General features: G+C 35.8%; 27 protein-coding genes. 21 read left to right on the top strand and 6 right to left on the bottom strand.

Features of this window, described 5'->3' with window-relative positions; genetic code table 11:
- The first annotated feature begins 17 nt into the window (after positions 1–17).
- The 8 genes from ssb to HMPREF2767_RS03735 all read left to right on the top strand — a co-directional run bounded on the left by ssb (position 18) and on the right by HMPREF2767_RS03735 (position 7708).
- The gene (gene ssb, locus HMPREF2767_RS03700; RefSeq protein WP_068129049.1) at positions 18–494 is read left to right on the top strand and encodes a single-stranded DNA-binding protein; all 477 of its coding nucleotides are present in this window, start codon (positions 18–20) and stop codon (positions 492–494) included.
- Between the two features lie 179 nt (positions 495–673).
- Positions 674–1519 carry a molybdate ABC transporter substrate-binding protein gene (modA, locus tag HMPREF2767_RS03705; protein WP_070622651.1) on the top strand — a complete coding sequence of 282 codons (846 nt, stop codon included), beginning with the start codon at positions 674–676 and terminating at the stop codon, positions 1517–1519.
- Positions 1520–2281, top strand: a complete 762-nt coding sequence (gene modA, locus HMPREF2767_RS03710; protein ID WP_070622652.1) for a molybdate ABC transporter substrate-binding protein — start codon at positions 1520–1522, stop codon at positions 2279–2281.
- A gap of 7 nt (positions 2282–2288) precedes the next feature.
- A complete protein-coding gene (gene modB, locus HMPREF2767_RS03715; RefSeq protein ID WP_083286855.1) occupies positions 2289–2954 on the top strand; it encodes a molybdate ABC transporter permease subunit in 666 nt (221 codons plus the stop codon).
- Between the two features lie 135 nt (positions 2955–3089).
- Positions 3090–3329: a 30S ribosomal protein S18 gene (gene rpsR / locus HMPREF2767_RS03720; protein WP_040928931.1), complete on the top strand. Its 240-nt coding sequence runs from the start codon at positions 3090–3092 to the stop codon at positions 3327–3329.
- Positions 3330–3453: 124 nt separating this feature from the next.
- Positions 3454–4977 carry an AbgT family transporter gene (locus HMPREF2767_RS03725; RefSeq protein WP_070622653.1) on the top strand — a complete coding sequence of 508 codons (1524 nt, stop codon included), beginning with the start codon at positions 3454–3456 and terminating at the stop codon, positions 4975–4977.
- A gap of 11 nt (positions 4978–4988) precedes the next feature.
- Positions 4989–6263 carry an amidohydrolase gene (locus HMPREF2767_RS03730; RefSeq protein WP_083302048.1) on the top strand — a complete coding sequence of 425 codons (1275 nt, stop codon included), beginning with the start codon at positions 4989–4991 and terminating at the stop codon, positions 6261–6263.
- Between the two features lie 14 nt (positions 6264–6277).
- Positions 6278–7708 (top strand): M20 family metallopeptidase, encoded by a 1431-nt coding sequence (locus tag HMPREF2767_RS03735; protein ID WP_070622655.1) that lies wholly within the window; start codon positions 6278–6280, stop codon positions 7706–7708.
- Positions 7709–7725: 17 nt separating this feature from the next.
- Here HMPREF2767_RS03735 and HMPREF2767_RS03740 read toward each other — a convergent pair whose 3' ends face one another.
- Positions 7726–8199 carry a general stress protein gene (locus HMPREF2767_RS03740; RefSeq protein WP_143861254.1) on the bottom strand — a complete coding sequence of 158 codons (474 nt, stop codon included), beginning with the start codon at positions 8197–8199 and terminating at the stop codon, positions 7726–7728.
- A 133-nt stretch (positions 8200–8332) separates the two neighbouring features.
- On the opposite strand from HMPREF2767_RS03740, the gene HMPREF2767_RS03745 reads away from it, so the two are divergent.
- Together HMPREF2767_RS03745 and HMPREF2767_RS03750 are read left to right on the top strand one after the other, a co-directional pair.
- The gene (locus HMPREF2767_RS03745) at positions 8333–9175 is read left to right on the top strand and encodes a helix-turn-helix domain-containing protein (protein WP_070622656.1); all 843 of its coding nucleotides are present in this window, start codon (positions 8333–8335) and stop codon (positions 9173–9175) included.
- Positions 9176–9361: 186 nt separating this feature from the next.
- Entirely contained in the window at positions 9362–9832 is a 471-nt protein-coding gene (locus HMPREF2767_RS03750) for a hypothetical protein (RefSeq protein ID WP_070622657.1), read from the top strand.
- A gap of 79 nt (positions 9833–9911) precedes the next feature.
- On the opposite strand, the gene HMPREF2767_RS03755 is transcribed toward HMPREF2767_RS03750, so the two are convergent.
- A complete protein-coding gene (locus HMPREF2767_RS03755; protein WP_070622658.1) occupies positions 9912–10298 on the bottom strand; it encodes a general stress protein in 387 nt (128 codons plus the stop codon).
- A gap of 186 nt (positions 10299–10484) precedes the next feature.
- On the opposite strand from HMPREF2767_RS03755, the gene guaB reads away from it, so the two are divergent.
- Positions 10485–11954 carry an IMP dehydrogenase gene (gene guaB, locus HMPREF2767_RS03760; protein ID WP_068129028.1) on the top strand — a complete coding sequence of 490 codons (1470 nt, stop codon included), beginning with the start codon at positions 10485–10487 and terminating at the stop codon, positions 11952–11954.
- 18 nt (positions 11955–11972) lie between these two features.
- Positions 11973–13517, top strand: a complete 1545-nt coding sequence (gene guaA, locus HMPREF2767_RS03765) for a glutamine-hydrolyzing GMP synthase (RefSeq protein WP_070457180.1) — start codon at positions 11973–11975, stop codon at positions 13515–13517.
- Between the two features lie 143 nt (positions 13518–13660).
- Here the strand turns inward: guaA and HMPREF2767_RS03770 are convergent, their stop codons facing one another.
- The gene (locus HMPREF2767_RS03770) at positions 13661–14512 is read right to left on the bottom strand and encodes a LysR family transcriptional regulator (protein ID WP_070622659.1); all 852 of its coding nucleotides are present in this window, start codon (positions 14510–14512) and stop codon (positions 13661–13663) included.
- Between the two features lie 118 nt (positions 14513–14630).
- Between HMPREF2767_RS03770 and tcuA the strand changes: the two genes are divergently transcribed.
- Positions 14631–16094: an FAD-dependent tricarballylate dehydrogenase TcuA gene (tcuA, locus tag HMPREF2767_RS03775; RefSeq protein WP_070622660.1), complete on the top strand. Its 1464-nt coding sequence runs from the start codon at positions 14631–14633 to the stop codon at positions 16092–16094.
- Positions 16095–16150: 56 nt separating this feature from the next.
- Complete coding sequence (gene nadX, locus HMPREF2767_RS03780) at positions 16151–16909, top strand: aspartate dehydrogenase (protein ID WP_068129021.1); 759 nt, start codon at positions 16151–16153, stop codon at positions 16907–16909.
- A gap of 66 nt (positions 16910–16975) precedes the next feature.
- On the opposite strand, the gene HMPREF2767_RS03785 is transcribed toward nadX, so the two are convergent.
- Together HMPREF2767_RS03785 and HMPREF2767_RS03790 are read right to left on the bottom strand one after the other, a co-directional pair.
- Positions 16976–17416, bottom strand: a complete 441-nt coding sequence (locus tag HMPREF2767_RS03785) for a hypothetical protein (protein WP_070622661.1) — start codon at positions 17414–17416, stop codon at positions 16976–16978.
- A gap of 235 nt (positions 17417–17651) precedes the next feature.
- On the bottom strand, positions 17652–19547 hold the full coding sequence (locus HMPREF2767_RS03790) for an acyltransferase family protein (protein WP_070457191.1): 1896 nt from the start codon (positions 19545–19547) through the stop codon (positions 17652–17654).
- 197 nt (positions 19548–19744) lie between these two features.
- On the opposite strand from HMPREF2767_RS03790, the gene HMPREF2767_RS03795 reads away from it, so the two are divergent.
- A complete protein-coding gene (locus HMPREF2767_RS03795) occupies positions 19745–20776 on the top strand; it encodes a M42 family metallopeptidase (RefSeq protein ID WP_070457192.1) in 1032 nt (343 codons plus the stop codon).
- Positions 20776–21225, top strand: coding sequence for an SRPBCC family protein (locus HMPREF2767_RS03800; protein WP_070622662.1), 450 nt, complete (start codon positions 20776–20778; stop codon positions 21223–21225). Before HMPREF2767_RS03795 ends, HMPREF2767_RS03800 begins: the two co-directional genes overlap by 1 nt.
- A 57-nt stretch (positions 21226–21282) precedes the next feature.
- Here the strand turns inward: HMPREF2767_RS03800 and HMPREF2767_RS03805 are convergent, their stop codons facing one another.
- Positions 21283–22143 carry a polysaccharide deacetylase family protein gene (locus HMPREF2767_RS03805; protein WP_068129011.1) on the bottom strand — a complete coding sequence of 287 codons (861 nt, stop codon included), beginning with the start codon at positions 22141–22143 and terminating at the stop codon, positions 21283–21285.
- A 121-nt stretch (positions 22144–22264) separates the two neighbouring features.
- Between HMPREF2767_RS03805 and HMPREF2767_RS03810 the strand changes: the two genes are divergently transcribed.
- The 5 genes from HMPREF2767_RS03810 to HMPREF2767_RS03830 all read left to right on the top strand — a co-directional run bounded on the left by HMPREF2767_RS03810 (position 22265) and on the right by HMPREF2767_RS03830 (position 25015).
- Positions 22265–22807 carry a cysteine hydrolase family protein gene (locus tag HMPREF2767_RS03810; protein ID WP_083302049.1) on the top strand — a complete coding sequence of 181 codons (543 nt, stop codon included), beginning with the start codon at positions 22265–22267 and terminating at the stop codon, positions 22805–22807.
- Positions 22808–22841: 34 nt separating this feature from the next.
- On the top strand, positions 22842–23597 hold the full coding sequence (locus HMPREF2767_RS03815; RefSeq protein ID WP_070622663.1) for an SDR family NAD(P)-dependent oxidoreductase: 756 nt from the start codon (positions 22842–22844) through the stop codon (positions 23595–23597).
- A 33-nt stretch (positions 23598–23630) separates the two neighbouring features.
- Positions 23631–24395: a M15 family metallopeptidase gene (locus tag HMPREF2767_RS03820; protein ID WP_070457199.1), complete on the top strand. Its 765-nt coding sequence runs from the start codon at positions 23631–23633 to the stop codon at positions 24393–24395.
- 109 nt (positions 24396–24504) lie between these two features.
- Positions 24505–24753 carry a type II toxin-antitoxin system Phd/YefM family antitoxin gene (locus HMPREF2767_RS03825; protein ID WP_070457200.1) on the top strand — a complete coding sequence of 83 codons (249 nt, stop codon included), beginning with the start codon at positions 24505–24507 and terminating at the stop codon, positions 24751–24753.
- On the top strand, positions 24746–25015 hold the full coding sequence (locus HMPREF2767_RS03830) for a Txe/YoeB family addiction module toxin (protein WP_068129005.1): 270 nt from the start codon (positions 24746–24748) through the stop codon (positions 25013–25015). The genes HMPREF2767_RS03825 and HMPREF2767_RS03830 overlap by 8 nt, the downstream gene beginning before the upstream one ends.
- Positions 25016–25085 lie beyond the last annotated feature (70 nt).

Consider the following 25085-nt stretch of genomic DNA (forward strand, 5'->3'; position numbering starts at 1 on the left):
AAAATGGAGATGATTACATGCTGAATCGTGTCGTTTTAGTTGGCCGTCTCACAAGAGATCCTGAACTCCGCGCTGGTCAAAGTGGTGTACAAGTAGGTAACTTTACCTTAGCAGTCAACAGACCATTTACTGACAGAAACGGAGAACGTGGTGCTGACTTTATCAACTGTGTTGTATTTAGAAAACAAGCAGAAAACGTTAAAAACTACGTTCAAAAAGGTAGTTTAGTAGGCGTTGATGGAAGACTCCAATCACGTAGCTACGAAAACAAAGAAGGCCAAAGAGTATATGTTACAGAAGTAGTATGTGACAGTGTTCAGTTCTTAGAACCGAAAAATCGACAAAACAGCAGTAATCAGGCAAGTCATGCGGCAGAAAGTTATTCTGAGCCGTATAACAGCGGAAATCAATCTTACGGTTCACGTCCACCTGAGAATCCATTTGCGAATTCTACAGGAAACGTAGACATTAGTGAAGACGATTTACCGTTCTAACATAGAGAATTTAATTTTATAACTACGAATTGTATGTGTATTAGTAGTGTTAAAACTGAAATCAATGTGTGGATTTCGGTGTGTGCAAACCGAGACAATCGTCTCGGTTTATTTTTTTACATAAGTTATTTTAAAATATTTATATAGTGTGTTTAATGCTAATTTTAAGGAGTTTAGTTATGAGTTTTATAAATAAAAGACAGTCGATCATACTGTTTGTACTTATGTCGGTGACATTTGTATTGGTCGCATGTCAAAATAATTCATCTTCAAATAAAGAGGAATCACCGAGTAAAGACAAAACGGTAGAAGAAAAAGAAGAAGAAAAAGTAAAAACGATAGAACCAGAAGTTGTAACGATATATGTACGTGAAAACTTACAAGAACCATTTGAGGAAATTGCGAAAAACTTCCAAGAAAGTCATGAAGACATCATTCTCGACGTTAAATATTTAAAAAATGATGAAATGATCGATGAAACAATCAATAATGATAAAAATGCAATTGTATTTACAACAGAAGATATTGTAAATGAAATGATTGATGAAAAATTAATCGAACATAAAGACACTGGTGTTGGCATGATGGATGAGCTTGTATTATTTACAAAAGTAGATTCACCAGATATTCAAAAGACATCAGATATCGATGAAGATACGCGTATTGCTATCTTAAACCCTGAGCTTTATGAAGAGGGTGAGTTGAGCAAAAAAGTATTTGAAGACGATGAATTTAAAGATGTAAGCACGACAGACAATCTAATTCTCGGCGATAGTGTAGACGATGTAAAACAAGACATTGCAAATAACAATGCATCTGTTGGAGTCTTATATCTATCAGAAGTTGAAGCAGATGAAGATTATCATGTCCTGAAACGATTACCACGTAACATTGTTGAACCGTATATCTACAAAGTAGGAATTATAAAAAAGGAAGAGCTCGAGAGTAGCACACGAACTGTTTATAGTTACCTATTATCAAACGATAGTTTAGATGTATTCTCTGAGTATGGGTATATTATTTAAATGAAAAGAATACTATTCTTAATCTCACTTATTTTTGTATTAGTATTAACTGCTTGTAGTAATGATTCAAAACAAGAAAGTAAAAAAGAGACAAAAGCAGAAACGATTACAGTATCTGCAGCAGCAAGTTTACAAGATGCGCTAAATGAAGTAATCGAAGAGTACAACAAAGAAAGTGACGTAAAAATCGATCTCAACTATGGTGGTTCAGGCGCGTTACGTGAACAGATTTTAAAAGGTGCACCAGTTGATCTATTTATTTCAGCGTCACAAGATGATTTTAAACAAGTCGATGACGAAGGGTTAATTTTTGAAAAGAAAGATTACCTTGAAAACAAACTCGTTTTAATTCGTCCTGAAGACGGTACTGTAAATTCAATTGATGATTTAAAATACGTATCACAAATCGCAATTGGTGAGGTAGAAACAGTACCAGCAGGAAAGTATGCAAAAGAAGCGTTCACATCTCTTAATTTGTTTGATGAATTAGAGAGTAAATTTATATATGCAAGTGATGTACGTGCAGTACTCACTTACGTTGCTCAAGGTGAAGTAGACGCTGGGGTTGTTTATGAAACAGATGCTGAAACTGAAAAAGACAACGTCGATATCGTCGATGAATTTGGTAGCGACACACATAAACCGATCATTTATCCGATTGGGACACTAAGTGAGTCTGAATCAGTAAAGGAATTTTATGATTTCTTAAATAGTGACGCTGTATTAGATATCTTTAAAAAGTACGGTTTTACTGTAGAGTAGGGTTTATATGAATATTACTGATATGGCCTTTTGGACCCCGGTAATTTTATCGCTAAAAGTGGCGTCAGTTGCACTTATACTTGCATTTATATTTGGTGTACTTGCAGCGCGTCTCATGACGAAGTATCAATTTAAAGGTAAAGTCGTTTTAGAAACGATACTCATGTTGCCAATTGTACTTCCACCAACAGTAGTTGGATTTATACTCATTATCGTATTTGGTAAAAAGTCGTATATCGGTCAGCTGATACATATGATTTTTGATCACGGAGTACTCTTTACGATATATGCAGCAATTATCGCGAGTACGGTTGTTGCATTCCCTTTAATGTATCAATCGGCGAAAAATGGTTTTTTATCAATCGACCAACATATTATTGAAGCGGCACGTGTTGATGGGAATTCAGAAGCACGTATATTTTTTAAAATAATTATCCCGCTGTCAAAAAATTTACTCATTACAGGTGCGATGTTAAGTTTCGCACGTGCACTCGGTGAATTCGGAGCGACGTTAATGTTTGCAGGTAATATCCCTGGTAAAACACAGACGTTACCTACAGCAGTATACTCAGCGATTCAATCTGGTAACATGACACTCGCTTGGATGTGGGTGATTTCCATTATTACAATTAGTTTTGTAATGATGCTATTTATCCGCGTAAAAGAAAATTGACATTAAAAATTAAACACTATATAATAGTAAAGCACATAAAAACACACTACTATACACGTTTTGAATATGTAGTTATAGATACGAATATCGATCACATACATCGATAGTGAATCTATAATCAAGAGGAGGATTACTATGGCAGGTCCAAGAAGAGGCGGTCGTCGTCGTAGAAAAGTTTGCTACTTTACTGCAAACGGAATTACGCACATCGACTATAAAGAAGTAGATCTTCTGAAAAAATTCATTTCAGAACGTGGTAAAATTTTACCAAGACGTGTTACAGGTACTTCAGCGAAGTATCAACGTCAGTTAACAACTGCAATTAAACGTGCACGTCACATGGGATTACTTCCTTTCATTAAAGAAGAAGCTTAATCTTAACACCCTCACTGTACTAGAGGTTACAGCGAGGGTATTTTTTTGTTTTATCTTGAAAACGGTTGCTTTATAGGCTAAAAATATTTTATGATTACTATAACTATAAGTGGAGGTGTCTTCCATGGAAAACACTAAAAAAAGTCTATTTCAAAAAATGTTAGACGTGATTGAAAAAATTGGATCACGTTTACCGGATCCCTTTGTACTATTTTTAATATTTGCAGTCTTAATAGTTGTTATATCAGTTATTGCAACAAGTCTTGGTGCATCAACAGTACACCCTTCAACAGGTGAAGTTGTTGAAGTTAAAAGTTTACTGTCACGTGAGGGTATTGAATTTATATTAACTGAGACAGTGACGAACTTTACAGGATTCGCACCACTTGGTCTTGTTTTAGCGATGATGCTCGGTGTCGGACTTGTAGAAAAAGTCGGATTTTTTGATTATGTAATTAGAAAAACATTACTTAAAGCACCACCATTTATACTTACGTATACAGTTGTGTTTGTTGGTATTATGGGGAACATTGCGTCAGATGCTTCCGCAGTTATCATTCCACCACTCGCTGCGCTCGTGTTCTATAAAGTAGGTCGTCACCCACTTGCTGGTCTTGCAGCAGGTTTCGCGGGTGCAGGTGCCGGATTTACAGCGAACTTATTAGTCGCGGGTACAGACGTATTACTTTCTGGTATTTCTACAGAAGCGGCGAGAATTATCGATCCAGAATTTGTAGTAACTCCGTTAGATAACTACTTCTTTAACGTAGTATCAGTATTTATGCTAACGATTATCGGTGGGTTAATTACAACAAGATTCATTGAGCCAAGACTCGGTACATATGAAGGTGCAGTAGAAGATGAAGAAGAAACTGAAGTCCAAAATGGTGGACGTGGTGTACTATTAGCGGTAATCGCATCAGTGATTTATTGGGGACTTATCGTTGGTGGATTCTTCTTACCAAACTCATATTTAGCAGGAGAAGACGGTGGATTTTTAAATTCTCCATTATTAAAAGGAATTGTACCTGTTATTTTAGTATGGTTCATGATTGTTGGTGTGACGTTTGGCTTTACGACAAAAGTGTTAAAGACTTCAACAGATGTCACTAATAAAATGGCGGAAGCGATAAAAGATATGGCACCTTATATCGTATTAGTGTTTGCGATTGCTCAGTTCATCGCGTACTTTAACTGGTCTAACTTAGCAATTTGGTTAGCAGTAAACGGTGCAGCATTCTTTGAAAGTATCCAATTCACAGGTATTCCGCTAATTATTCTATATGTCATATTTACTGGTTTATTAAACTTCTTAATTACTTCAGGATCAGCAAAATGGGCATTAGAAGCACCGGTATTTATACCGATGTTTATGCAACTCGGTTATGACCCAGCATTTGTACAAGCAGCATACAGAATCGCAGACTCTAGTATGAACATCGTAACACCACTGTATCCTTTAATGATTGTTATTATTTCATTTATGAGACGTTACGATAAAAATTCAAATATTGGAACATATATGTCATTAATGATTCCATACGCATTCTCATTCTTATTTGCATGGATCATATTACTATTAGTGTTCTACTATACAGGCCTGCCACTCGGACCAGGTGCATATACGTTATTAGAATCTAGAGGATAGAAGGGATATTTATGGACGAGCTAATTAAGTATGCAAAAGAAAATCGTAGGTTACTACATCAAGTTCCAGAAGTTGGATTTACAGAGTATATTACGACATACTTAATTTATGAAAGACTGTCTCAAACAAACTTTAATTTATATGTTGGAGACGACGCACTCGATATTGACACGCAAGTCGGTTTACCGAGTGATGACGTAATGGCAAACACATATCAACGTGCATTAGATTACGGAGTACCGTCTTCATTTCTAGAAAAAATACACCCGTATAAAACAGGTGTAGTTGCGACAATCGATACAAATCAAAAAGGACCTCATGTGGTCCTTCGATTTGATATCGACGCGTTACCAATTAAGGAAAGTAATGAGATTGAACACGTTCCGTTTAAAGAAGGATTTCAGTCGAAACATGACGGTGAGATGCATGCTTGTGGTCATGACGCTCATGCAGCGATTGGAATTAGTGTAGCGACGTATATCGACGAACATATCGATGAGTTAACAGGAAAGTACACAATTATATTTCAAAACTCTGAAGAAGGCGTTAGAGGTGCGGCAAGTTATGCTAAAAAAGGTTGGTTAGATGATGCGGACTACTTTTTAAGTGGACACGTCGGGACAATCAGCGAAGAAGTCGGTACAGTAGGAGCGACGGCGACAAACTTTTTAGCAAGTACAAAGTTCAACGTTGAGCTTTTCGGTCAGTCATCTCACGCGGGGTCTAATCCGCAAGACGGCAACAACGCACTTCTCGCAGCATCAGCGATTGCTTTATCATTAAATACGATCGCACCACATAGAGAAGGTGCAACAAGGCTAAACGTCGGTACACTGCAAGCAGGACAAGGTAGAAATATTATACCGGATTATGCAAAACTCGAATGTGAGTCACGTGGAGAAACGACACAGTTAAATGAATATATGTTTGAACGTGCAAAAGAGATTATCGAAAACGGTGCAAAGATGTACGGCTGTGAGAGTAAAATTACGATTGAAGGATTTGCACCGAGTGCGACATGTTCTAAAGAGATGATCGATGTTGTGAAAAGTGCGACTGTAAATAACGATGCTGTAACAACGATTGTCGACGAAGTTTCTATGGACGCATCAGAAGACGCAGCAGTATTTATAAATATTGTTCAGGGAAATAATGGAAAAGCAACGTATTTAATTTTTCCATACTACTTAAAGTACGGTCACCATCATCCGTCGTTTGATGTTGATGAAGCGGTTCTAGAAGTTGCGATTACGACATTTATTAATATTTTAAATGAGTTAAAATGAAGGATTTGAAATTAATGAAACATGAAGAATTTATAAAAGATATTATTGAGTCAAAATCAAAATTTTTAAACGAGGTTAGTACGTATATATTTGAACATCCAGAGACGCGCTTTCAAGAATATAATTCATCAAAAAAGTTAATCGAAACGTTAAAACATGAAGGATTCGAAGTTGAAGAAAATGTCGCAAATATCGATACGGCATTTTTAGGAAAATTTGGTTCTGGGAAACCAGTCATTGGTTTTCTTGGAGAATTCGATGCATTATCTGGTTTAAGTCAAGAGCCAGGCATTGCTGAGCATAGTCCTATTGAAGATGGAGGGAATGGTCACGGTTGTGGACATAACCTACTCGGTATCGGGTCACTTGCTGCAGCAATCGCTGTAAAAGAATATCTCGAAGCTAATAATCTAGAAGGAACTGTAATTTACTACGGAACGCCAGGAGAAGAAGGCGGATCTGGTAAAACATTTATGAGTCGTGAAGGCGTATTTGATGATTTAGATTATGCATTTTGTTGGCATCCAGCGCCAATTAACGCTGTAATGATGAACAAAACACTCGCAAACTATCAAGTGAAGTTTAAATTTAAAGGTACGAGTGCACACGCTGCACAATCTCCTGAACTTGGTCGTAGTGCGTTAGACGCTGTAGAACTTATGAACGTTGGCGTTAACTATATGCGTGAACATATGAGTGACACGGCGCGTGTCCATTACGCAGTGTTAAATACAGGAGGAACTTCTCCTAACGTCGTTCAATCAGACGCAGAAGTGTTGTATTTAATCCGTGCAGAAACGTTAAAAGAAACACGCGAATTATTTGAACGTGTTAAAAAGATAGCTCAAGGTGCTGCATTAATGACAGAAACAGAATCATCATTTGAAATTCAAAAAGCATGTTCAGACTACGAACCGAACCGCGCACTTGAAGCGGTCATGTACGATTATCTTAAAAAAGAAGAAGCGGAAATTACTTTTACAGATGAAGAACTCAAATTCGCTCAAAAAATTGTCGATACACTTTCAGATAGTGAAAAAGAAGGAGCAATTAAAGCCAATGAGAGTTTTGGTGCGGCTGTAGATGGCGAAAAAGTAATCGGAAAACCATTAAGTGACGTCGTTCATGATTACGTTGTAACGGGCAAGGTAATGCTCGGATCAACAGACGTTGCAGATGTAAGTTGGGTCACTCCAACTGCACAAATATCTGCAGCAACGTCAGCATTTGGAACACCACTTCATACGTGGCAAATGACAGCGCAAGGTCTATCAAGTTATGCATTTAAAGGGATGTACAGAGCAGCGAGAGTGATGGCAAATACAGCAGTTCACGTACTTCATGACGAAACACTTCTAAGTGAAATGAAAGAAGAACACGAAGAAAAACTAAAAAAACAACCATATGAAAACCCGATTCCAAAAGATGTAAACCCGCAACCATAAAAAACGAAGAGAGGATATTATCCTCTCTTCGTTTTTTTATTATTCCCTTCTATAAATGAACGCTCAGAGTTCAGCCCATAGCTATCCAGTATTTCTACAAATTCTTCATCTTCTAATACGTGATTCGCCTCAGATTTTGGCTTTAAATCTGTTTCATCATCTATTTCGACTTCTTTTTTACCATCATTGATAATAAGTATAAACTCACCGTTTATAAGTGCTTCATGATACGTATTTAAACTCTCGCCATCTAGGTTAAAGCGGCGTGATATGAGTGATTCTGGAGATTTGTTAAAAAGCCCTCCAACGGTTCTTTCCCATATCGTTCCATCACCTTTTACAAATTCAACATCTGTATTATGTTTAAATTCTTTCGTTGGTCGTTTATTACTGACTACAGTCATTTGGCGCGTCTTAATAAAATTTAATTTTAATTCAGTAATTTTATCAACGAGCGATTTTTCGTCTTGGAATGTATATAGCGTCATCATTTCAACCCCTATTATTGATCTATGTACTTAAATGATACCATAATCGTCTATATGATAACTCGCTCTGTTATAAGTTGTACTTTTATAATTTATAGGATATGTTTATATCAAATATATTTATGAGGTAAAAATAATGTTGAAAGAATTGATGTTCTATTTAAAAGATAAACGACAACGACTCAAATGGACTCAGCGCGATTTATCTCTTGAGAGTTCAATTAGCCAAACGGTAATTTCACGCATTGAAAATGGACACGATACGGGAAGTGTACGAGAGTTTTTTGCCTTGTTAGAAACGTTAGATATCGACAGAGAAGAATTCATCATGCAACTCGATTTAATTAGTCCGAGAAAGCAATTAGATGACGCAAGAAAACATAAAGATTTTACTAAAATGAAACAAGTACTTGAAGGTATTCCAAGCTACATACGTGAGAAAAATTCATACTTAAATACATATTGTATATACCATGAAGCACTTTTAAGCTATAGAGCAGACGATTTAGTTCGTGCAATCCACTTGTTACAAGAAGCTAAATCAATGCTAGAAATATACAATCCTATCGACGTGATACTCGCAGAGGTTCATTTAATGATAGGGATTATAGAGTTACAGTTAGGACGAGAAGCGTTTCAACATTTTAAAAAAGCGAATCATGTTATCAAAAATGTCCTTGTTACTCGACAAAACTTTAAACATATCATAAGAGTTTATGGTAACTTAGCAGCAATTTATTGCCGTAAAGGATGGTTTCATCTTGTAAAAAGAGAGTTAGACAATGCAACAGCGCTACAAAAGCAATTCGAGTCGACGTATTTAAAAACAGACATCGAGTATTCACGACTGTTGTTATACATGAATACAAAGGACCCCTTACTACATGATCAATTCACGTATATGAAATGCTTATTAAAAGATTATCCAAATGAGAAAATCAAGCAAAGCTTAAGCAATATTCGTATACGAATAGATTAAAATTAATCGATAACATTTAAAATACGCTCTGCTATAATCGATTTAAATTTACAATCATTTAAATTAAGAGGAGAGATATTTAATGAGAATGTTATATTTAGTCACTACGATGTTAATTACAATACAACAGTTGGACGACTGCATCTGTCCGGATTTTATTATTTTTTAAAATAGTGAGGCATATTGATGAAGTCGTTAAATGATCGATTATTGATATGTGATATTTTAGAATGCAAGAAACGTGAAAGCAGCTGCGACGAAGTAAAGCGTTACTGTGATTATTGTATCGATATTATTAAAAGCGGAATTAGCAGTATGTATAAAGAAGTGTTCCAGTTTTTAGAAATGGATGAAGAAATTAACAACCAACTGATTAAAGAAGTAAATCGAATTATTAAGATGTATGAAGAAGTTGAACATTTATTAAAACACAATGATGCGTTATACAAACGATATCAACATCAACTATTTACTGGATTTACAGACCATCTATGTGAGAGCTATTATCTATTTTTAAAACGTCATAACAAAGTAACGATTCCGCGTCACCCTGGAAAACGTAAATCATTAAAAGAATATCGAAACTTTTTAAAGCGCTTTAATTACTCGATACGAGAGGAATATTTATTTGTAAATGAAAAAGAAGATACGAATTGATGTGCTACCCTAAAGTTGGATTTTAGTGTCCAACTTTAGGGGTGCAGCTCAAATTAACGTCTCTTCTTTTTCATTAATTTTAGTAATTGTCTCTTTTACTTAGATCGATTTTTTCTTCATCTTCAAGTTGTACTTGCGCTATACTCTGATACGGAATATAAAGTACGTATTGATCAGCATCCATAGCGTTACTAAACTCTGTTTCTTCATAAGGAGTAAATTGTAAATCTTCAGTAGCTCGCTCTTCGCCGTCTTTATCAGTAAATAAAGACTCAAACTTTTGCCATAAATTTCCTTCTCCCATACGAATTTCTACATCATGCTCGCGAGTAAATTCTGTCGGAGGAGAATGTTTTGAGAAAAGAATGACACGTCTTTCATCGACACCTTCGTGTCTTAATTGTTGTACTCTTTTACTTACGTTACCGATATCATCATACACTTCTATATTTCTATTTTGTTCCATAATAGAACACCTCGTTTATTTTATAGTCATACTTATATCTACCCTAAATAAGTTCATGTAAACAGATATAATTAAATTCATACACAATTTAGACAATTTAAAATATTTAATCTTGAAAATAATATACTTTAAATACGTTTTAGACTGGTCTATAATAGTACTAATCTATTTTAGGAGGCTAGTTCAATGTGGGAAAACAAATTTACTAAAGAAGGATTGACGTTTGACGACGTACTACTTATGCCAGCTCATTCAGAAATTCTACCAAGAGAAGTAGACACAAGTGTGCAACTGACTGACAAAATTAAGCTCGGCATTCCAATAATCTCTGCAGGTATGGATACTGTTACAGAGTCTAAAATGGCGATTGCGATTGCACGCCAAGGTGGTTTAGGTGTTATTCACAAAAATATGTCAATCGAAGCACAATGCGAAGAAGTAGAGAAAGTTAAACGTTCAGAAAACGGTGTAATTACAGATCCATTCTTCTTAACAAAAGAAGAAAAAGTATTCGCAGCTGAACATTTAATGGGTAAATATCGTATTTCAGGTGTTCCAATTGTAAATAATCCAGAAGAGAAAAAACTCATTGGCATCCTAACAAATCGTGACTTACGTTTTATTACAGACTATTCAGTAGTAATTGATGACGTAATGACTAAAGAAAATCTGATTACAGCACCAGAAGGGACTACGTTAGAAGATGCACAGAGCATTCTTCAACAACATCGTATTGAAAAGCTTCCAATTGTCGATGAAAACAACGTATTAAAAGGTTTAATTACGATTAAAGACATCGAAAAAGTCATCGAATTCCCAAATGCTGCTAAAGATGAGCATGGACGCTTACTTGTAGCTGCAGCAGTTGGTATTTCTAGAGATACAGACAAACGTATTGAAGAATTAGTAAAAGCTGGTGTAGATGCGTTAGTTATCGACACAGCACACGGACATTCAGCAGGCGTTTTAAACGCAATCAAAAAGATTGTTGAAGAATATCCAGAAGTCGAAGTAATCGCAGGAAACGTTGCCACAGCTGAAGGTACGAGAGCTTTAATTGAAGCGGGTGTTGACGCAGTTAAAGTAGGTATTGGACCAGGATCTATTTGTACAACGCGTGTCGTTACAGGTGTTGGTGTACCACAAATCACTGCAATTTATGACTGTGCAACTGAAGCACGTAAACATGGTAAATCAATCATCGCAGATGGTGGTATTAAATTATCAGGAGATATCGTTAAAGCTTTAGCAGCAGGCGGACATGTCGTAATGCTAGGTAGTTTACTCGCAGGTACGACAGAATCTCCAGGTGAAATTGAAATGTTCCAAGGTCGTCGTTATAAAACATATCGTGGTATGGGATCGCTCGGTGCAATGGAACAAGGTTCAAGTGACCGTTACTTCCAAGATGAAAAAGAAGCGACTAAATACGTTCCTGAAGGTATCGAAGGTCGTACAGAGTACAAAGGACCTGTAGCAGATACAATTTATCAGTTAATGGGTGGATTACGTTCAGGTATGGGTTACACAGGCTCTAAAGACCTTAAAGCATTAAGAGAAAACAGTCGATTCACACGTATTACGTCAGCTGGACTTATCGAAAGTCACCCACATAACGTTCAAGTTACTAAAGAAGCTCCGAACTACTCTATTTAAGAGAGAGGCTATAAACTTATGGAAATGGCAAAAGAACAAGAACTTATTATTGTAATAGATTACGGTAGTCAATATAACATGCTTTTAACACGTCGTATTCGTGATTTAGGTGTATATAGTGAATTACGTAATCCAAGTATTACTTTAGAAGAAATTAAAGAACTAAATCCTAAAGGTATCGTATTATCAGGTGGACCAAAATCAGTATACGAAGAAGATGCATATACTGTTGATAAAGGTATTTTTGACTTAGGAATACCAGTTCTCGGTGTCACGTATGGTATGCAGTTAATTGCATACAATAACGGTGGAGAAGTAAAACCATTAGACAACGCATTTTCAGGTGTTGATACGATTGAACTTAATACTGAAAGTCCATTATTTAAAGGATTAGACAAAGAAGTTAACGTTGCGATGAGTTACCACGACGAAGTGGCGTCAATCGGTGATGACTATGAGATCATCGGAAGTACGAAAGACTCAAAATACGCAGCAATTCAGCATAAATCAAAACCTATTTACGGTATTCAGTTCCACCCAGAATCAAAATCAACAGAGAATGGTGATACATTCATCGAAAACTTCGTAAGAGATATTTGTGAATGTCACGGTGAATGGACGATGGGTAACTTTATCGACATCGAAGTTGAGAAAATTCGTGAAGAAGTTGGCGACAAAAAAGTAATCTGTGCGATGAGTGGTGGAGTAGATTCATCAGTTGTTGCGGTACTTATGCAAAAGGCGATTGGCGACAATTTAACATGTATCTTTGTAGATCACGGCTTACTTCGTAAAGGTGAAGCGGAAATGGTAATGGAAGCGTTCGGTAAAGGATTTAACATCAACATCATTAAAGTCGACGCACAAGACCGTTTCTTAGGAAAATTAAAAGGTGTGTCTGATCCAGAACAAAAACGTAAAATCATCGGTAACGAATTTATTTATGTATTTGACGATGAAGCGGCGAAACTTAAAGATATCGACTACCTTGCACAAGGTACGATTTACTCAGACGTCGTTGAATCAGGATCTGAAACGTCAGAAACAATTAAGTCACACCATAACGTTGGTGGATTACCAGAAGATATGGAATTTAAACTCATAGAACCAATCGCGACACTCTTTAAAGACGAAGTGCGCCAATTAGGACTTGAGTTAGGTATTCCTGAAGAACTCGTATGGCGTCAACCATTCCCAGGACCAGGTCTAGGAATTCGTGTCCTCGGAGAAGTGACAGAAGAAAAATTAGAAATCGTTCGTGAAACAGACTATATTTTACGCGATGAAATTCAAAAAGCAGGCTTAAATAAGAGCATTTGGCAATACTTCACAATATTACCAGGTATCCGATCAGTCGGTGTAAAAGATGATAAAAGAACGTACGACTACACAGTAGGAATTCGTGCAGTACACAGTGTAGACGGAATGTCATCAGACTTTGCGAAAATCGACTGGGATGTACTTGAAAAGATTTCAAAACGCATGGTAAAAGAAGTTAAAAATGTAAACCGTGTCGTGTATGATATTACTAGCAAACCACCAGCAACAATTGAGTGGGAATAATAACAAAACCGTAGCCAAGACAGATGTGCTACCGAGAAGTTGGGCTTTTAGAAATAAGCAGATTGTAAGGCATGTTTCCTGAATTGTTCAGGTGACATGCCTTTTAATTTTATCTTTATCATATTGTCTATACTATTAAATTATTAGGAGTTTATAATTAATCGGACAAATTCATCGACAACTTTTAAGTTTAAGCTCTCTTCTTTATAAGCTAGCCACGTATTTCTATAAATGTTTTCATCATTATCTTGGATTGGCATCGTATATAAGCTATTTTCATTTTGAATGTTAATGCCTGGAACGATTGTATAACCAAGTCCTCGTTTTACCATTTCAATGCTCGTTTCTATTCGGTCGACTTCCATTGTTGTATAGATTGGAGAATTATAATTATCTCTCCACCACTTATCGATTGTGTTTTTTAAACTGAGGTCTGTTAGATATTGTATATAGTTTTCTTCTGGTAATGATTCTAAATCAATTTTGTTTGTAGAAATAATATGTAGGTTATCCTTTTCAAGTATGTGCTTTTTACTGTTCCACTTAAAATCTCCTCTTAGAAATGCGACGTGGATTGTTTCGTTTTGGAGCTTTTCTAATATTTCACTACTCCATCCGGTTACGAGTTCAACTTCAATATTCGGATATTTTTTAATAAAATTTTCCAGTAAATCTGGTAATTCATAATGCGCATAGTTACTCGAAGACCCGATGCGAATGGTCCCTTGAAGTTCATCTTTCATATTTTTTAAATGATCCAGTAGCTTTCTTTCTTCTTTTAACATTCTCTTTGAATGTTCAACTAAATAAATACCTTCAGCAGTAAAAGAGATTCCTTTATTTCCTCGATGTAAAATTTGTATTCCAAGAGATGATTCGATTTGTTTAATTCTGTAAGTTAATGATGGTTGTGTCGTGTACAATCGTTTAGCGGTGCGTGTTAAATTCATTTCTTCATATAGAGTAATTAATAATACCCAATCTTTCGTATCCATTTTTAACCTCTTGATATAAATAAATTCTATTAGTTTATATTTAATATATATATTTTACTTATGTCAAACGATTTCATAAAATTTATATAAGAGAACTTTTAAAAGGAGTAATAAAAATATGGAATATAAATTTGACATTGTCGTTGTAGGTACTGGTAATGCTGCGTTATCAGCAGCAGTTGCTGCAAGTGAAGAAGGTAAAAAAGTATTGATGTTAGAAAAGGGACCAAAAAATAATAGAGGCGGAAACTCGTTTTTCACAGACGGCGCGATACGCTTTGCATATAAGGATTTAGATAGCTATAGAGAAATCGTGTCGGATATTTCAGAAGATGATGAAATCGTACTTCCGAAATACGATAGTGAAGACTTCTATAATGACATGATGAAAGTCACGCAAGGTAAATCGAAACCTGAACTCGCAAGACATCTCGTAGAAAATTCATATGACACAATTCTTTGGATGAAAAAACAAGGCGTAGAATTTATAGCAAATGAAAATCAGTATTTTGAAAAAGACGGTGTAAAAACGTTTTGGGGAGGATTACCTACAAAAACATATCGTAAAGGGATTGGTTTAGTAGAAGCATTATTTAAAAAAGCTGAAGAGAACGGTGTAGAAATATGGTATAGCTCACCTGCAGTTAAACTTGAAGCAAGTAATAATAAAATTACTGGTGTACACGTGAATAAAGACGGTGAGAACGTACAAATTGCTGCAGATGCAGTCATATTAGCATGTGGTGGATTCGAAGCAGACGCTAAAAAGCGTACAGAAAATCTAGGTGAAGAATGGTCTGAAGCAGTCGTTCGAGGCACAAAACATAATACAGGTGACGGTATTTCTATGGCGTTAGAAGTCGGGGCTGTAAAAGCTGGACAGTATGATGGATGTCACGCACATACGACAGATTACAATGCACCAAAATTCGGTGATTTCGAAAAGCCTGGCGATATATACAAAAAATCCTCATATCCACTCGGTTTAATTGTAAACGCTGAAGGTAATCGATTTGTAGATGAGGGTGCGGATTTTAGAAACTATACGTACGCAAAATATGGAAAAGAGACGTTAAAACAAACAGATCATAAAGCGTTTCAAATTTACGATAGCCAAGTAAAACCACTCCTACGTGTAGAATACGAAATAGACGAAGCGACTAAAATCGAAGCAAATACTTTAGAAGAACTTGCTGAAAAAATGAATGTCGATACAAAACAATTTTTAAAAACAATTGAAGAATATAACAACGCGGTTGTTGATGGTGACTACAATCCGAGTGTTAAAGATGGTAAATCAACATCTGGTCTCGACCCTAAAAAATCAAACTGGGCATTAAAATTTAACGAAGCGCCGTTTTATGCATATCCTGTCACTTGTGGAATTACGTTTACGTTCGGTGGTATTAAAGTAAACGACAAAGCAGAAGTATTAAATGAAAATGACACACCAATCACAGGGCTATATGCAGCTGGTGAGATGGTCGGTGAATTATTCTATCATAACTATCCAGGTGGATCAGGACTCATGTCAGGATCAGTATTCGGAAAAACAGCAGGGAAAAATGCTGCGAAATTATAAATAGAGACGATATCATCGTATAATGAATAAATAACAATCTAATTAGGAGAGATACGATGAATATTGGCTTAATTGGTGCAGGTGCGATTGGACAGTTTTTATTAAAACATACGAAAGAACGTAGTGACTTACGTATTACGAATATTTTAGTACGAGATAAATCTAAGTATCAGCATTTAGAAGAGGCGTATAATGTAGATCTGTATACGGATCTGAACGAATTTTTAAACTCAAACATTGATATTGTAGTAGAAGCCGCGAATGTTGAAGTAGTTAAAACGTATTTAAAAGATGTCTTAAACGTAAAAGATATGATGGTAATCAGTATCGGTGCGTTTAGTGACACTTCGTTATTAGAGAGTGTAAGTGCGAGTCAACATAAACTCTATTTACCATCAGGCGCAGTTGGTGGTCTAGATTTAATACAAAACGTAAACACTCTAAATCATTTAAGTAGTGTCACACTTACGACGACAAAACCAGCATCATCACTTGTAGACGATGAACTATCAGAACCAACAGTCGTATTCGAAGGTGATGCAAAAGACGCCATCGACAAATTTCCTAAAAACATGAACGTATCAATTATTTTATCTCTCGCAGGATTAGGGATAGAAAAAACAAAAGTTCGACTCATCGCGGATCCGAATGCGACAGAAAATGTACACCACGTAAAAGTAACGGGAGAATTCGGAGAAGCGACAATTGAAGTTAAAAATCATCCGTTAAAAGAAAATCCAAAGACAAGTGCACTTGCAGCTCTTAGTGTCTTAAGTTCGTTAGAGCGTCTTGATAGTAATGTTTTTATTGGATGAACTTCGTAGAATAAACAAAGGACGTATTCTAAAATGTTTTAGAGTACGTCCTTTTAATTATGAATATTATTCAACTTCATAGAATCCCATATATTCATTTCCAGAATAATTTCGTAGTAGTATATTCAGACCATGATTTTCAAGGTGAGTAAAATCTGAGAAAATACCTGTATATAATTTCTCGTTTTTAGGATGCTTTTTAAAATCTGTAAATAATAAAGAGACTTCATTTTTATCTTTATCCAGAACATCTATGGATAAATTCGTGCCATTTAATTTATAAGAGCCAGGATAACTTTCACCAAGATATTGAATAGAAACTTTATTGTTTTTATTAAAATCAAAGATTAAGTAAGCACTGTTTGTCGAGAGATCATCTAACGTATTACCAATCTGAATCACAGTAAACACAGAGAGCTTTTTGTCGGTTAATTCATTAGCTTCTGAAGAACATCCGTTCAGCAGGAAAGCTACAGATAAGATAAGAGCAATACATAGTTTCTTCATTATGAAATCCTCCTTATATATAGTAATTTTATTATAAGATAAAATAATTTTAAATTTCAATTATTTTATCTTATAAAACACTTTTTACTTAATGAATACCAAACATATTGTTTAAATACTTGCTGATTATATTTACTTTAAATTCAAACTATACTTTCTACACTAAGTATAAAAATACCCTTAAAGTTGATTGTCGTTTTCAACTTTAAGGGAGTAGGTCATTGTGATGTACCTGTTATTTTTTGTTCTGCTCTTGTTCTAAGATATGATCAATGATTAGGTCGACCATTGCTTCTACACCGTCTGCGTTTAAGTGAATACCGTCTGGTTCAAAGTATTCGACATGTCCTTCTGATGCTTTGTACCAGTCGATGACTGTGACGTTTTCAAATTCTTCTCCTGCAGTGTGTATTTTTTTGTTAACATTGCCTTCCCAGTCTCTTGGGACACGTATTGTCACGAGGTAAATGTTTGCACGGTTAAATGTTTGAATGAAGTCTTCAAGTTGTTCTAATGAAAAGTCTCCGTTTGTTCCAAGTTCGAGTACGATGTTTTCGTTTTCGCTATTAAAGTGTGGGTATTTCGTTCTTGAAATTTCAATTGCTTGGTACATTTGACGTCCGACTTCACCGTTGATGACGGCGTTTGGTATACGGTATTGTATGTTACTACCGATATTTACCATGATTGAGTCTCCGATAAATAGTGGCGATGCATGTGATAAATATTCACTCGCAAAGTCTTGTTTTTCTTTTTCAAGTTCGGCTTGTTCTTCTTTGTCAGCTTCTTCTTGAGCGATTCTCGCTTTTTCATCGGTAAATTGCTTATGATTTTTCTTTATGTTCCATGCAACGCTTTTTGGTGTACTAGAAAACTGCATCGTACCATCTTCAGTGTTGAATGATGATTGTTTGTTCACATCTTTATGGAGGTGATCAAAAATTCCGAGCAATGTGACGAGTAAACCTGCGACTAAAATGACACTTACTGTGGATTTCACAATGAGTGCGCGACTCGTGTTATATGCGGGCTTAAAGAAGTTAAACCCTTGTTTACGAATCGGTGTTTCAACAAATCTAAATGACAACTCTGCAGCAATACAAGTCAGTACTACTTGTAATAGGATGACGTGAAGCGGGATTTGTCCTGCTACGTAATGCATGTTCATAAAGACGATAATCGGATAATGCCATAAGTAAAGACTATATGAACGTGTTCCGATCCAGAGCATCACCGGGTTTGATAATGCATGACCAAGTTTTGACACTGGATGTACACTCGCAGCAATTGCTGGAAGTGTTAATAGAGTGACAAAAAACAGTCCGCCGGCATATAACCAGTTTGAGTAATCTTTTGTAAACATCATAAACAAAATGAGTATGATGAGTGACGTAATACCAATAGTATCAATCACTTGTTGATACCTTTTAGGTGTTTCTGTTTTTAAGTTAAATGGTGGCCAAATGAATGCAAGTAATACACCGAGTAAAATCGTATGTGCACGTGTATCTGTTCCGAAATACACGCGTGAGTTGTCCATATCTGGCACCATGAATAAAGTCATTAAAAAGAGAGACACAAAAGTCATTAGTAAAACAGCTATCGGCATCGTTTTATTTGAACGCCCGAATTTAAGTAATAAGACGAAAATCACAGGCCAAATGATATAAAACTGCTCTTCAATTGCTAAACTCCATAAGTGCATTAAAGGTTTTGGTTCACTTGCTTCGAAGTAACTCACATCTTCAAATATGTACCACCAGTTCGACACGTAAAAGAGTGCAGCGAGTGAATCGTGTTTAATTGTTTTAATCATTTGAGGTTCAAATATTAACGTATAAAGGATGACGACCCCGATTAAAAAGAACACAGCCGGGATTAGTCGTTTAATACGGCGAATCCAAAAGGCGATTAAATCGATAGATCCTTTTGATTGGTACTCATGAATGAGTAAACTTGTAATTAAATATCCTGAAATTACAAAGAACGTATCTACACCTAAAAATCCACCAGGAAGCCATAGTGGATTTAAATGATATATAATAATCGCAATAACAGCGATTGCCCGTAGGCCATCGAGTCCTGTTAAATAGCGTTTCGGTTTTACTGAAAAATGAAATTTATCCGGCATGAGTATCTGTGCCTCTCTATAATATGATTCAATATAATAATTTTATAATATAGAATGTTACTGTACCATGTCAATTGTTACACGAAAAAGACAAAAATAAATCGTTATCATTACTAATTATACCATTTTTATTATTTGATATAATGAAATTGTGTAAAAATAAATTGACGAAAATTCAAAATAACGGGGGTTACATTATGTTTAATCAAACAGATACTTTACAGTTTTTAGAAGACTTACTTAATATCAATAGTCCAACAGGATATACGAAACAAGCGATAGATTTCTTAAGAACTGAAATAGAAGCACTCGGTGTAAAAACTTCGACGACACATAAAGGGAATTTAATTGCGTATATCGAGGGAGAAGATACGTCAGTGACGCGTGCATTATCTGGACACGTGGATACGCTTGGTTTAATGGTACGCTCTATTAATAGTGACGGTACGTTAAATTTAACAAAACTTGGAGGTCCTCTGACACCAACATTAGACGGAGAATACTGTGACATTATTACGAGAAGCGGTCATGTTTATACAGGTACGATACTATCGACGTCACCATCGATTCACGTATTTAAAGACGCGTCTAAAAAAGAAAGAGAAATCGATAACTTAGTCGTAAAGATAGACGAACGTGTCGCGTCAAAAGAAGATGTTGAACGTAAACTTGGTATTCAAAACGGTGATATCGTCGCGTATGATCCGAAGACTGTAGTGACATCATCTGGTTTTGTAAAATCGAGATTTTTAGATGATAAAGCATCTGTAGCGTTATTAGTAAGTCTCATTAAAGCAATTAAAGCAGAAGACGTTAAACCGAAAACAAACTTACAGTTTATATTCACAGCGTACGAAGAAGTCGGTCACGGTGCATCATATTTACCTGAAGAAATTACAGAGCTTCTTGCGGTAGATATGGGCTGTATTGGAGAAGACCTAAGCTGTACAGAATACGACGTCAGTATTTGTGCAAAAGACTCATCAGGTCCGTATGATTACGAAATGGTTTCGAGTTTAATAGAATACGCAAAACAAGAAGAACTAGGGTTCGCTGTAGATATTTACCCAATGTACGGCAGTGATGCGAGTGCAGCACTGAGTGGTGGCGCAAATATTAAGGCCGCGTTAATTGGACCAGGCGTTGCAAACAGCCACGGCATGGAACGTACGCACGTCGACGCGTTACTCAATACGTTTAAATTACTCGTGAAATATGTAGAAAACTAATGATGAAGTGGCATAAAACAGTCATGATATCCGCGCCGATTGATGAGGTGTTTCATCTATTTAAAGTTGAAAACTTCCATAAAGTGAAGCCTGAGTTGAAGCGGATCGAAGAGATTCGTAAGACTCCTAACAAGAAAGGTAGCACGTATAAAGTGACGCATGAGGAACACGGTAAAACGATACAGTATATCGTGACGCTCGATAGGTATGAGAACGAAGCGGACTCTAAGTTACTATGCTTTTCTTATACAATTAACAAATTCTTTCAAAAGAGTGCACAATATAAGTTGATAAAAAAACAACAAAGGGAGACTGAACTCATCTACAGCGGAGAGATGCGCGGTAAATATTTCCTAGGAAATATTATATTGAAGATGTTATCAAAATCTCAACACGACCAGACGATTGAGACGTTTCTCTTACGCATAAAAAATTTGTATAAAGATTGATAGATAAAAAAACCTCTTTCCCGTTCAGATGAGTGGGGAAGAGGTTTTTAATCACTTTTACGGTCTAACTTCTAATTTTTTTGGATTTACAAACTCATAGCCTTTATATCTCAGGCCTTCAAGTATTTTTGGGAGTGCGTCTCTCGTCCATTGACGGTCGTGCATAAGTAAGTTTGCTCCGTGATCGAGGTATTCTGAATGTACCATCTTATATTCGAGAATGTCTTTGTCGAGGTATCCAGGAGTTGCATCGTATCCATACGTCCAGTTCATGGACTGCATACCTTTATTTTTTAAAATTTGTTCAGAAGCTTCTGTATTAATACCAAAAGGAGCGCGGAAGAATCTGGGTTTTTCTCCGGTAATTTCTTCGATGAGATTATTTGTTGATATAATTTCTTCGTTTACTGCTTCATAAGATAACTTTGATAAGTCTGGGTGATTTTGTGTGTGGTTTCCAATTTCAAAACCTAAATTATAAATTTCTTTTAACACATTTTTACCGCGCTCCGAGTTTAAAAACATTCCGTTTACAAAAAAGATTGCAGGTGCGTCGTACTCTTTTAATATATATGCGATGTCTAGCGCATAATCTGCGGGTGCATCATCAAACGTGAGTAACGCAACTTGTGTGTTAGTACCTTCTTCGATTGGAAGGACTCTATACGTTTCGTGATCTATATAATACTCTCTCGCTATTTCTTCATCTTCTTCTACAATTTCAGTTTCAGTGTCTTCTTCACTCTCATCATGATCATTTTCGTCTTCTTCAGGTTCAGTTTCCTCTTCAACAATTGTTTCAGTGTTGTCATCAGTTTGTTCGGGTACTTTTTCTGTATGTTCTTGAGTGTCTTCTTTTGATGTACATGCAGATAAAATAAGGAAAGATAGTAGTAACATATAAAGAATTTTCTTCATAACAATTAAACACCTCTTACTTCATATTATATATGAAATTTTAAGAAGTTTAATAAACTTAAAGGAATTTCTATGAAAGATTAGTATAATAATGTTAAACATGTTTATTGAGGTGGTATAAGTGAGTAAAGAAGCTTTATTGATTGTTGATATGAGTAACGACTTTGTAGATTTAGACGGGCCATTAAACGTTGGAGAAGCTGGACCTGCCATTACGCCTTATATACGAGATTTAGCGGACGAATTTTTACAAGATGGTAAGTATGTGGTGATTTCTATGGATGACCATGCGCCGGATGATGCGCACTTTGATTCTTGGCCAGTGCATAACGTAACAGGGACAAAAGGACAAGAGTTATATGGACCACTTAAAGAATGGTACGATGAAAACAAAGATAATGATCACATTATTTATTCAATGAAAGAAAACTATAATGCATTTTTTAACACTGGTTTAGATGAAGTGTTACGTGAGCGTGACGTTGATACGGTACACATTTGTGGAGTCGCAACGGATATTTGTGTGTTTTTAACAGCGTCAGGTGCAGATGCGAATGGTTTTAAAACAGTCATCCACAAACGTGGAGTCGCGACGTTTACAGATCAACAAGAGTCGAGTCTAGAACATATGGCGCGTTGCTTCCATTCAGAAATTGTAGAATAAAATTACATACATAATATTGAATAGGAGGAGTAATATGTTTGATTTAAAGAAAAAAGTTGCACTTGTTACAGGTGGCGCGAACGGAATTGGTAAAGGGATTTCGACGATGCTTCAAAAAGCTGGAGCATTCGTTATTATTGCAGATTTAGACAAAGAAAACGGTGAAAAAGTCGCAAAAGAATTAAACGGAGAATTTTACGAGCTAGATGTGACAAATCTTGATGGTATCGAAAAAACGGTCGACAGCATCGTTGAATCTCACGGAAAAATCGATATCCTCGCTTCAAATACAGGGATATTCCCTCAAAAATTCATTGAAGACATGTCTGAAGCAGATTACGACAAAGTACTTGACGTTAACTTAAAATCATCTGTCTTTGTAAGTAAAGCTGTGTTAAAGCATATGAAAAAGGCGAATTACGGCCGTGTTATCTTTACATCTTCAGTAACAGGACCAATCACTGGATATCCAGGGTGGGCACATTACGGTGCGTCAAAAGCAGCACAACTTGGATTTATGAGAAGTGCAGCGTTAGAGTATGCAAAGTACGGTGTAACAGTAAACAGTGTGCAACCAGGTAACGTATTAACAGAAGGGTTAAAAGCCCAAGGTGAGGAATATTTAGAAGGTACAAAATCTATCATTCCGATGCATGAATTAGGAAAGCCCGAGGATATTGGTGCAGCAGTTGCATTCTTTGCATCTGACGAAGCGGGTTATATTACAGGACAAAGTATCGTCGTCGATGGTGGACAGATTTTACCAGAAGAACCAGACGGTATTTTATAGAACGATTTGAAAGTTTAAATGGAGCGTATTTTTATGAAAAAAATGATTGGACTTTCAGTGCTTACGATATTTTTAGTCGGATGTACTGGAAACAACGGCATTATTAATAAAGACGATCACAAAGTAACTTCAACGCCTGCTGAAACAAATGAGCAGGTAGAAGAAGAAGTTGTCGAAGAGACACCACTTGTAACGGAAGAAAATGTGTTTACAGAAGGTACGATCGAACAACTCGTAAACCCAGCGTATGCATTATCTGAAACATATGAACCGTCTGACTTAGTACTCGTTGACTTACTGAGCACGCAAGAGACATATTTAAGAAGTGAAGCATATGAGGCACTAAAAGAACTATTTGAAGCTGCAAATGAAGAAGGTCTACAACTTTATGCAGTGTCTGGATATCGATCATATGCAATGCAAGAAACGCTTTACAATAACTATGTATATCAACATGGACAAGAAGAAGCCGATCGATTTAGTGCAAAGCCAGGGACAAGTGAACACCAAACAGGACTTGTGATGGACGTCAGTAGTGAAAGTGCGTGGTTTGGTTTATCAGAAAGCTTTGAAGCAACACCAGAAGGTGAGTTTGTAAAAAACAACGCACATAAATATGGATTTGTCGTTCGTTATTTAAAAGGTAAAGAAGATATTACGGGGTATATGTATGAACCGTGGCATATACGTTACTTTGGTAAAGAACTCGCACAAGAATTATACGATAGCGGGTTAACATACGAAGAATATCTAGAAAATAACAATATATCATTAACACCAGTAAGTGAAGTAAAATAAATTTCAATAATACTAACGCCTTTTGACCAATCAACATCTCTTCTGAAAAAGATATATCTCTTTTATAGTTGTACAATATATTGTACAATTCGATTAGGGGATGATAGTAATGAGTGTAGAAACATATTCAAATGCAAGAAAAAATTTCAGACAATTAATTAATCAGGTAAATGAAAATAGCGAAGTGATAACAATCACAACAAATGAACATAATGCTGTTTTGATGTCTGAGGAAGATTATAATTCTATTATGGAAACTTTTTATTTACAAAAAAATCCATACAATAACGAGCACTTAAAACGTTCAATTTCACAATTAGAAAATGATGAAATAGTTAAGGATAATATTGATGACTAAACTACTCATTACATTTTCAACTGATGCTTTTGAAGACTATAAAGAGTGGCAAATACAAGATAGAAAAACTTTGAAAAAAATTAACCAACTCATCAAAAGTATTGAGAGAGATGGAGTACTTGAAGGTATCGGAAAACCAGAAAAATTAAAAGGAAATTTAAGTGGCTGGTATAGTAGGAGAATTACACAGGAACATAGACTTGTATATAAGATTGATAAAGGATCAATTATGATTGCTTCATGTAAATATCATTATAAATAAATGCAGTGTATACTATGTATAAACATCGTTGATTAATGAAAATATGAGCTAGAAAAGTGGAAATATAATG

The organism is Nosocomiicoccus sp. HMSC067E10, assembly GCF_001810835.1.
GTDB classification, from domain to species: Bacteria; Bacillota; Bacilli; order Staphylococcales; family Salinicoccaceae; genus Nosocomiicoccus; species Nosocomiicoccus ampullae_A.

Coding starts and splice junctions, on each gene's coding strand:
- ssb (WP_068129049.1), top strand. CDS start 18: ATGCTGAATCGTGTCGTTTTAGTTGGCCGTCTCACAAGAGATCCTGAA.
- modA (WP_070622651.1), top strand. CDS start 674: ATGAGTTTTATAAATAAAAGACAGTCGATCATACTGTTTGTACTTATG.
- modA (WP_070622652.1), top strand. CDS start 1,520: ATGAAAAGAATACTATTCTTAATCTCACTTATTTTTGTATTAGTATTA.
- modB (WP_083286855.1), top strand. CDS start 2,289: ATGAATATTACTGATATGGCCTTTTGGACCCCGGTAATTTTATCGCTA.
- rpsR (WP_040928931.1), top strand. CDS start 3,090: ATGGCAGGTCCAAGAAGAGGCGGTCGTCGTCGTAGAAAAGTTTGCTAC.
- HMPREF2767_RS03725 (WP_070622653.1), top strand. CDS start 3,454: ATGGAAAACACTAAAAAAAGTCTATTTCAAAAAATGTTAGACGTGATT.
- HMPREF2767_RS03730 (WP_083302048.1), top strand. CDS start 4,989: ATGGACGAGCTAATTAAGTATGCAAAAGAAAATCGTAGGTTACTACAT.
- HMPREF2767_RS03735 (WP_070622655.1), top strand. CDS start 6,278: ATGAAACATGAAGAATTTATAAAAGATATTATTGAGTCAAAATCAAAA.
- HMPREF2767_RS03740 (WP_143861254.1), bottom strand. CDS start 8,199: ATGATGACGCTATATACATTCCAAGACGAAAAATCGCTCGTTGATAAA.
- HMPREF2767_RS03745 (WP_070622656.1), top strand. CDS start 8,333: ATGTTGAAAGAATTGATGTTCTATTTAAAAGATAAACGACAACGACTC.
- HMPREF2767_RS03750 (WP_070622657.1), top strand. CDS start 9,362: ATGAAGTCGTTAAATGATCGATTATTGATATGTGATATTTTAGAATGC.
- HMPREF2767_RS03755 (WP_070622658.1), bottom strand. CDS start 10,298: ATGGAACAAAATAGAAATATAGAAGTGTATGATGATATCGGTAACGTA.
- guaB (WP_068129028.1), top strand. CDS start 10,485: ATGTGGGAAAACAAATTTACTAAAGAAGGATTGACGTTTGACGACGTA.
- guaA (WP_070457180.1), top strand. CDS start 11,973: ATGGAAATGGCAAAAGAACAAGAACTTATTATTGTAATAGATTACGGT.
- HMPREF2767_RS03770 (WP_070622659.1), bottom strand. CDS start 14,512: ATGGATACGAAAGATTGGGTATTATTAATTACTCTATATGAAGAAATG.
- tcuA (WP_070622660.1), top strand. CDS start 14,631: ATGGAATATAAATTTGACATTGTCGTTGTAGGTACTGGTAATGCTGCG.
- nadX (WP_068129021.1), top strand. CDS start 16,151: ATGAATATTGGCTTAATTGGTGCAGGTGCGATTGGACAGTTTTTATTA.
- HMPREF2767_RS03785 (WP_070622661.1), bottom strand. CDS start 17,416: ATGAAGAAACTATGTATTGCTCTTATCTTATCTGTAGCTTTCCTGCTG.
- HMPREF2767_RS03790 (WP_070457191.1), bottom strand. CDS start 19,547: ATGCCGGATAAATTTCATTTTTCAGTAAAACCGAAACGCTATTTAACA.
- HMPREF2767_RS03795 (WP_070457192.1), top strand. CDS start 19,745: ATGTTTAATCAAACAGATACTTTACAGTTTTTAGAAGACTTACTTAAT.
- HMPREF2767_RS03800 (WP_070622662.1), top strand. CDS start 20,776: ATGATGAAGTGGCATAAAACAGTCATGATATCCGCGCCGATTGATGAG.
- HMPREF2767_RS03805 (WP_068129011.1), bottom strand. CDS start 22,143: ATGAAGAAAATTCTTTATATGTTACTACTATCTTTCCTTATTTTATCT.
- HMPREF2767_RS03815 (WP_070622663.1), top strand. CDS start 22,842: ATGTTTGATTTAAAGAAAAAAGTTGCACTTGTTACAGGTGGCGCGAAC.
- HMPREF2767_RS03820 (WP_070457199.1), top strand. CDS start 23,631: ATGAAAAAAATGATTGGACTTTCAGTGCTTACGATATTTTTAGTCGGA.
- HMPREF2767_RS03825 (WP_070457200.1), top strand. CDS start 24,505: ATGAGTGTAGAAACATATTCAAATGCAAGAAAAAATTTCAGACAATTA.
- HMPREF2767_RS03830 (WP_068129005.1), top strand. CDS start 24,746: ATGACTAAACTACTCATTACATTTTCAACTGATGCTTTTGAAGACTAT.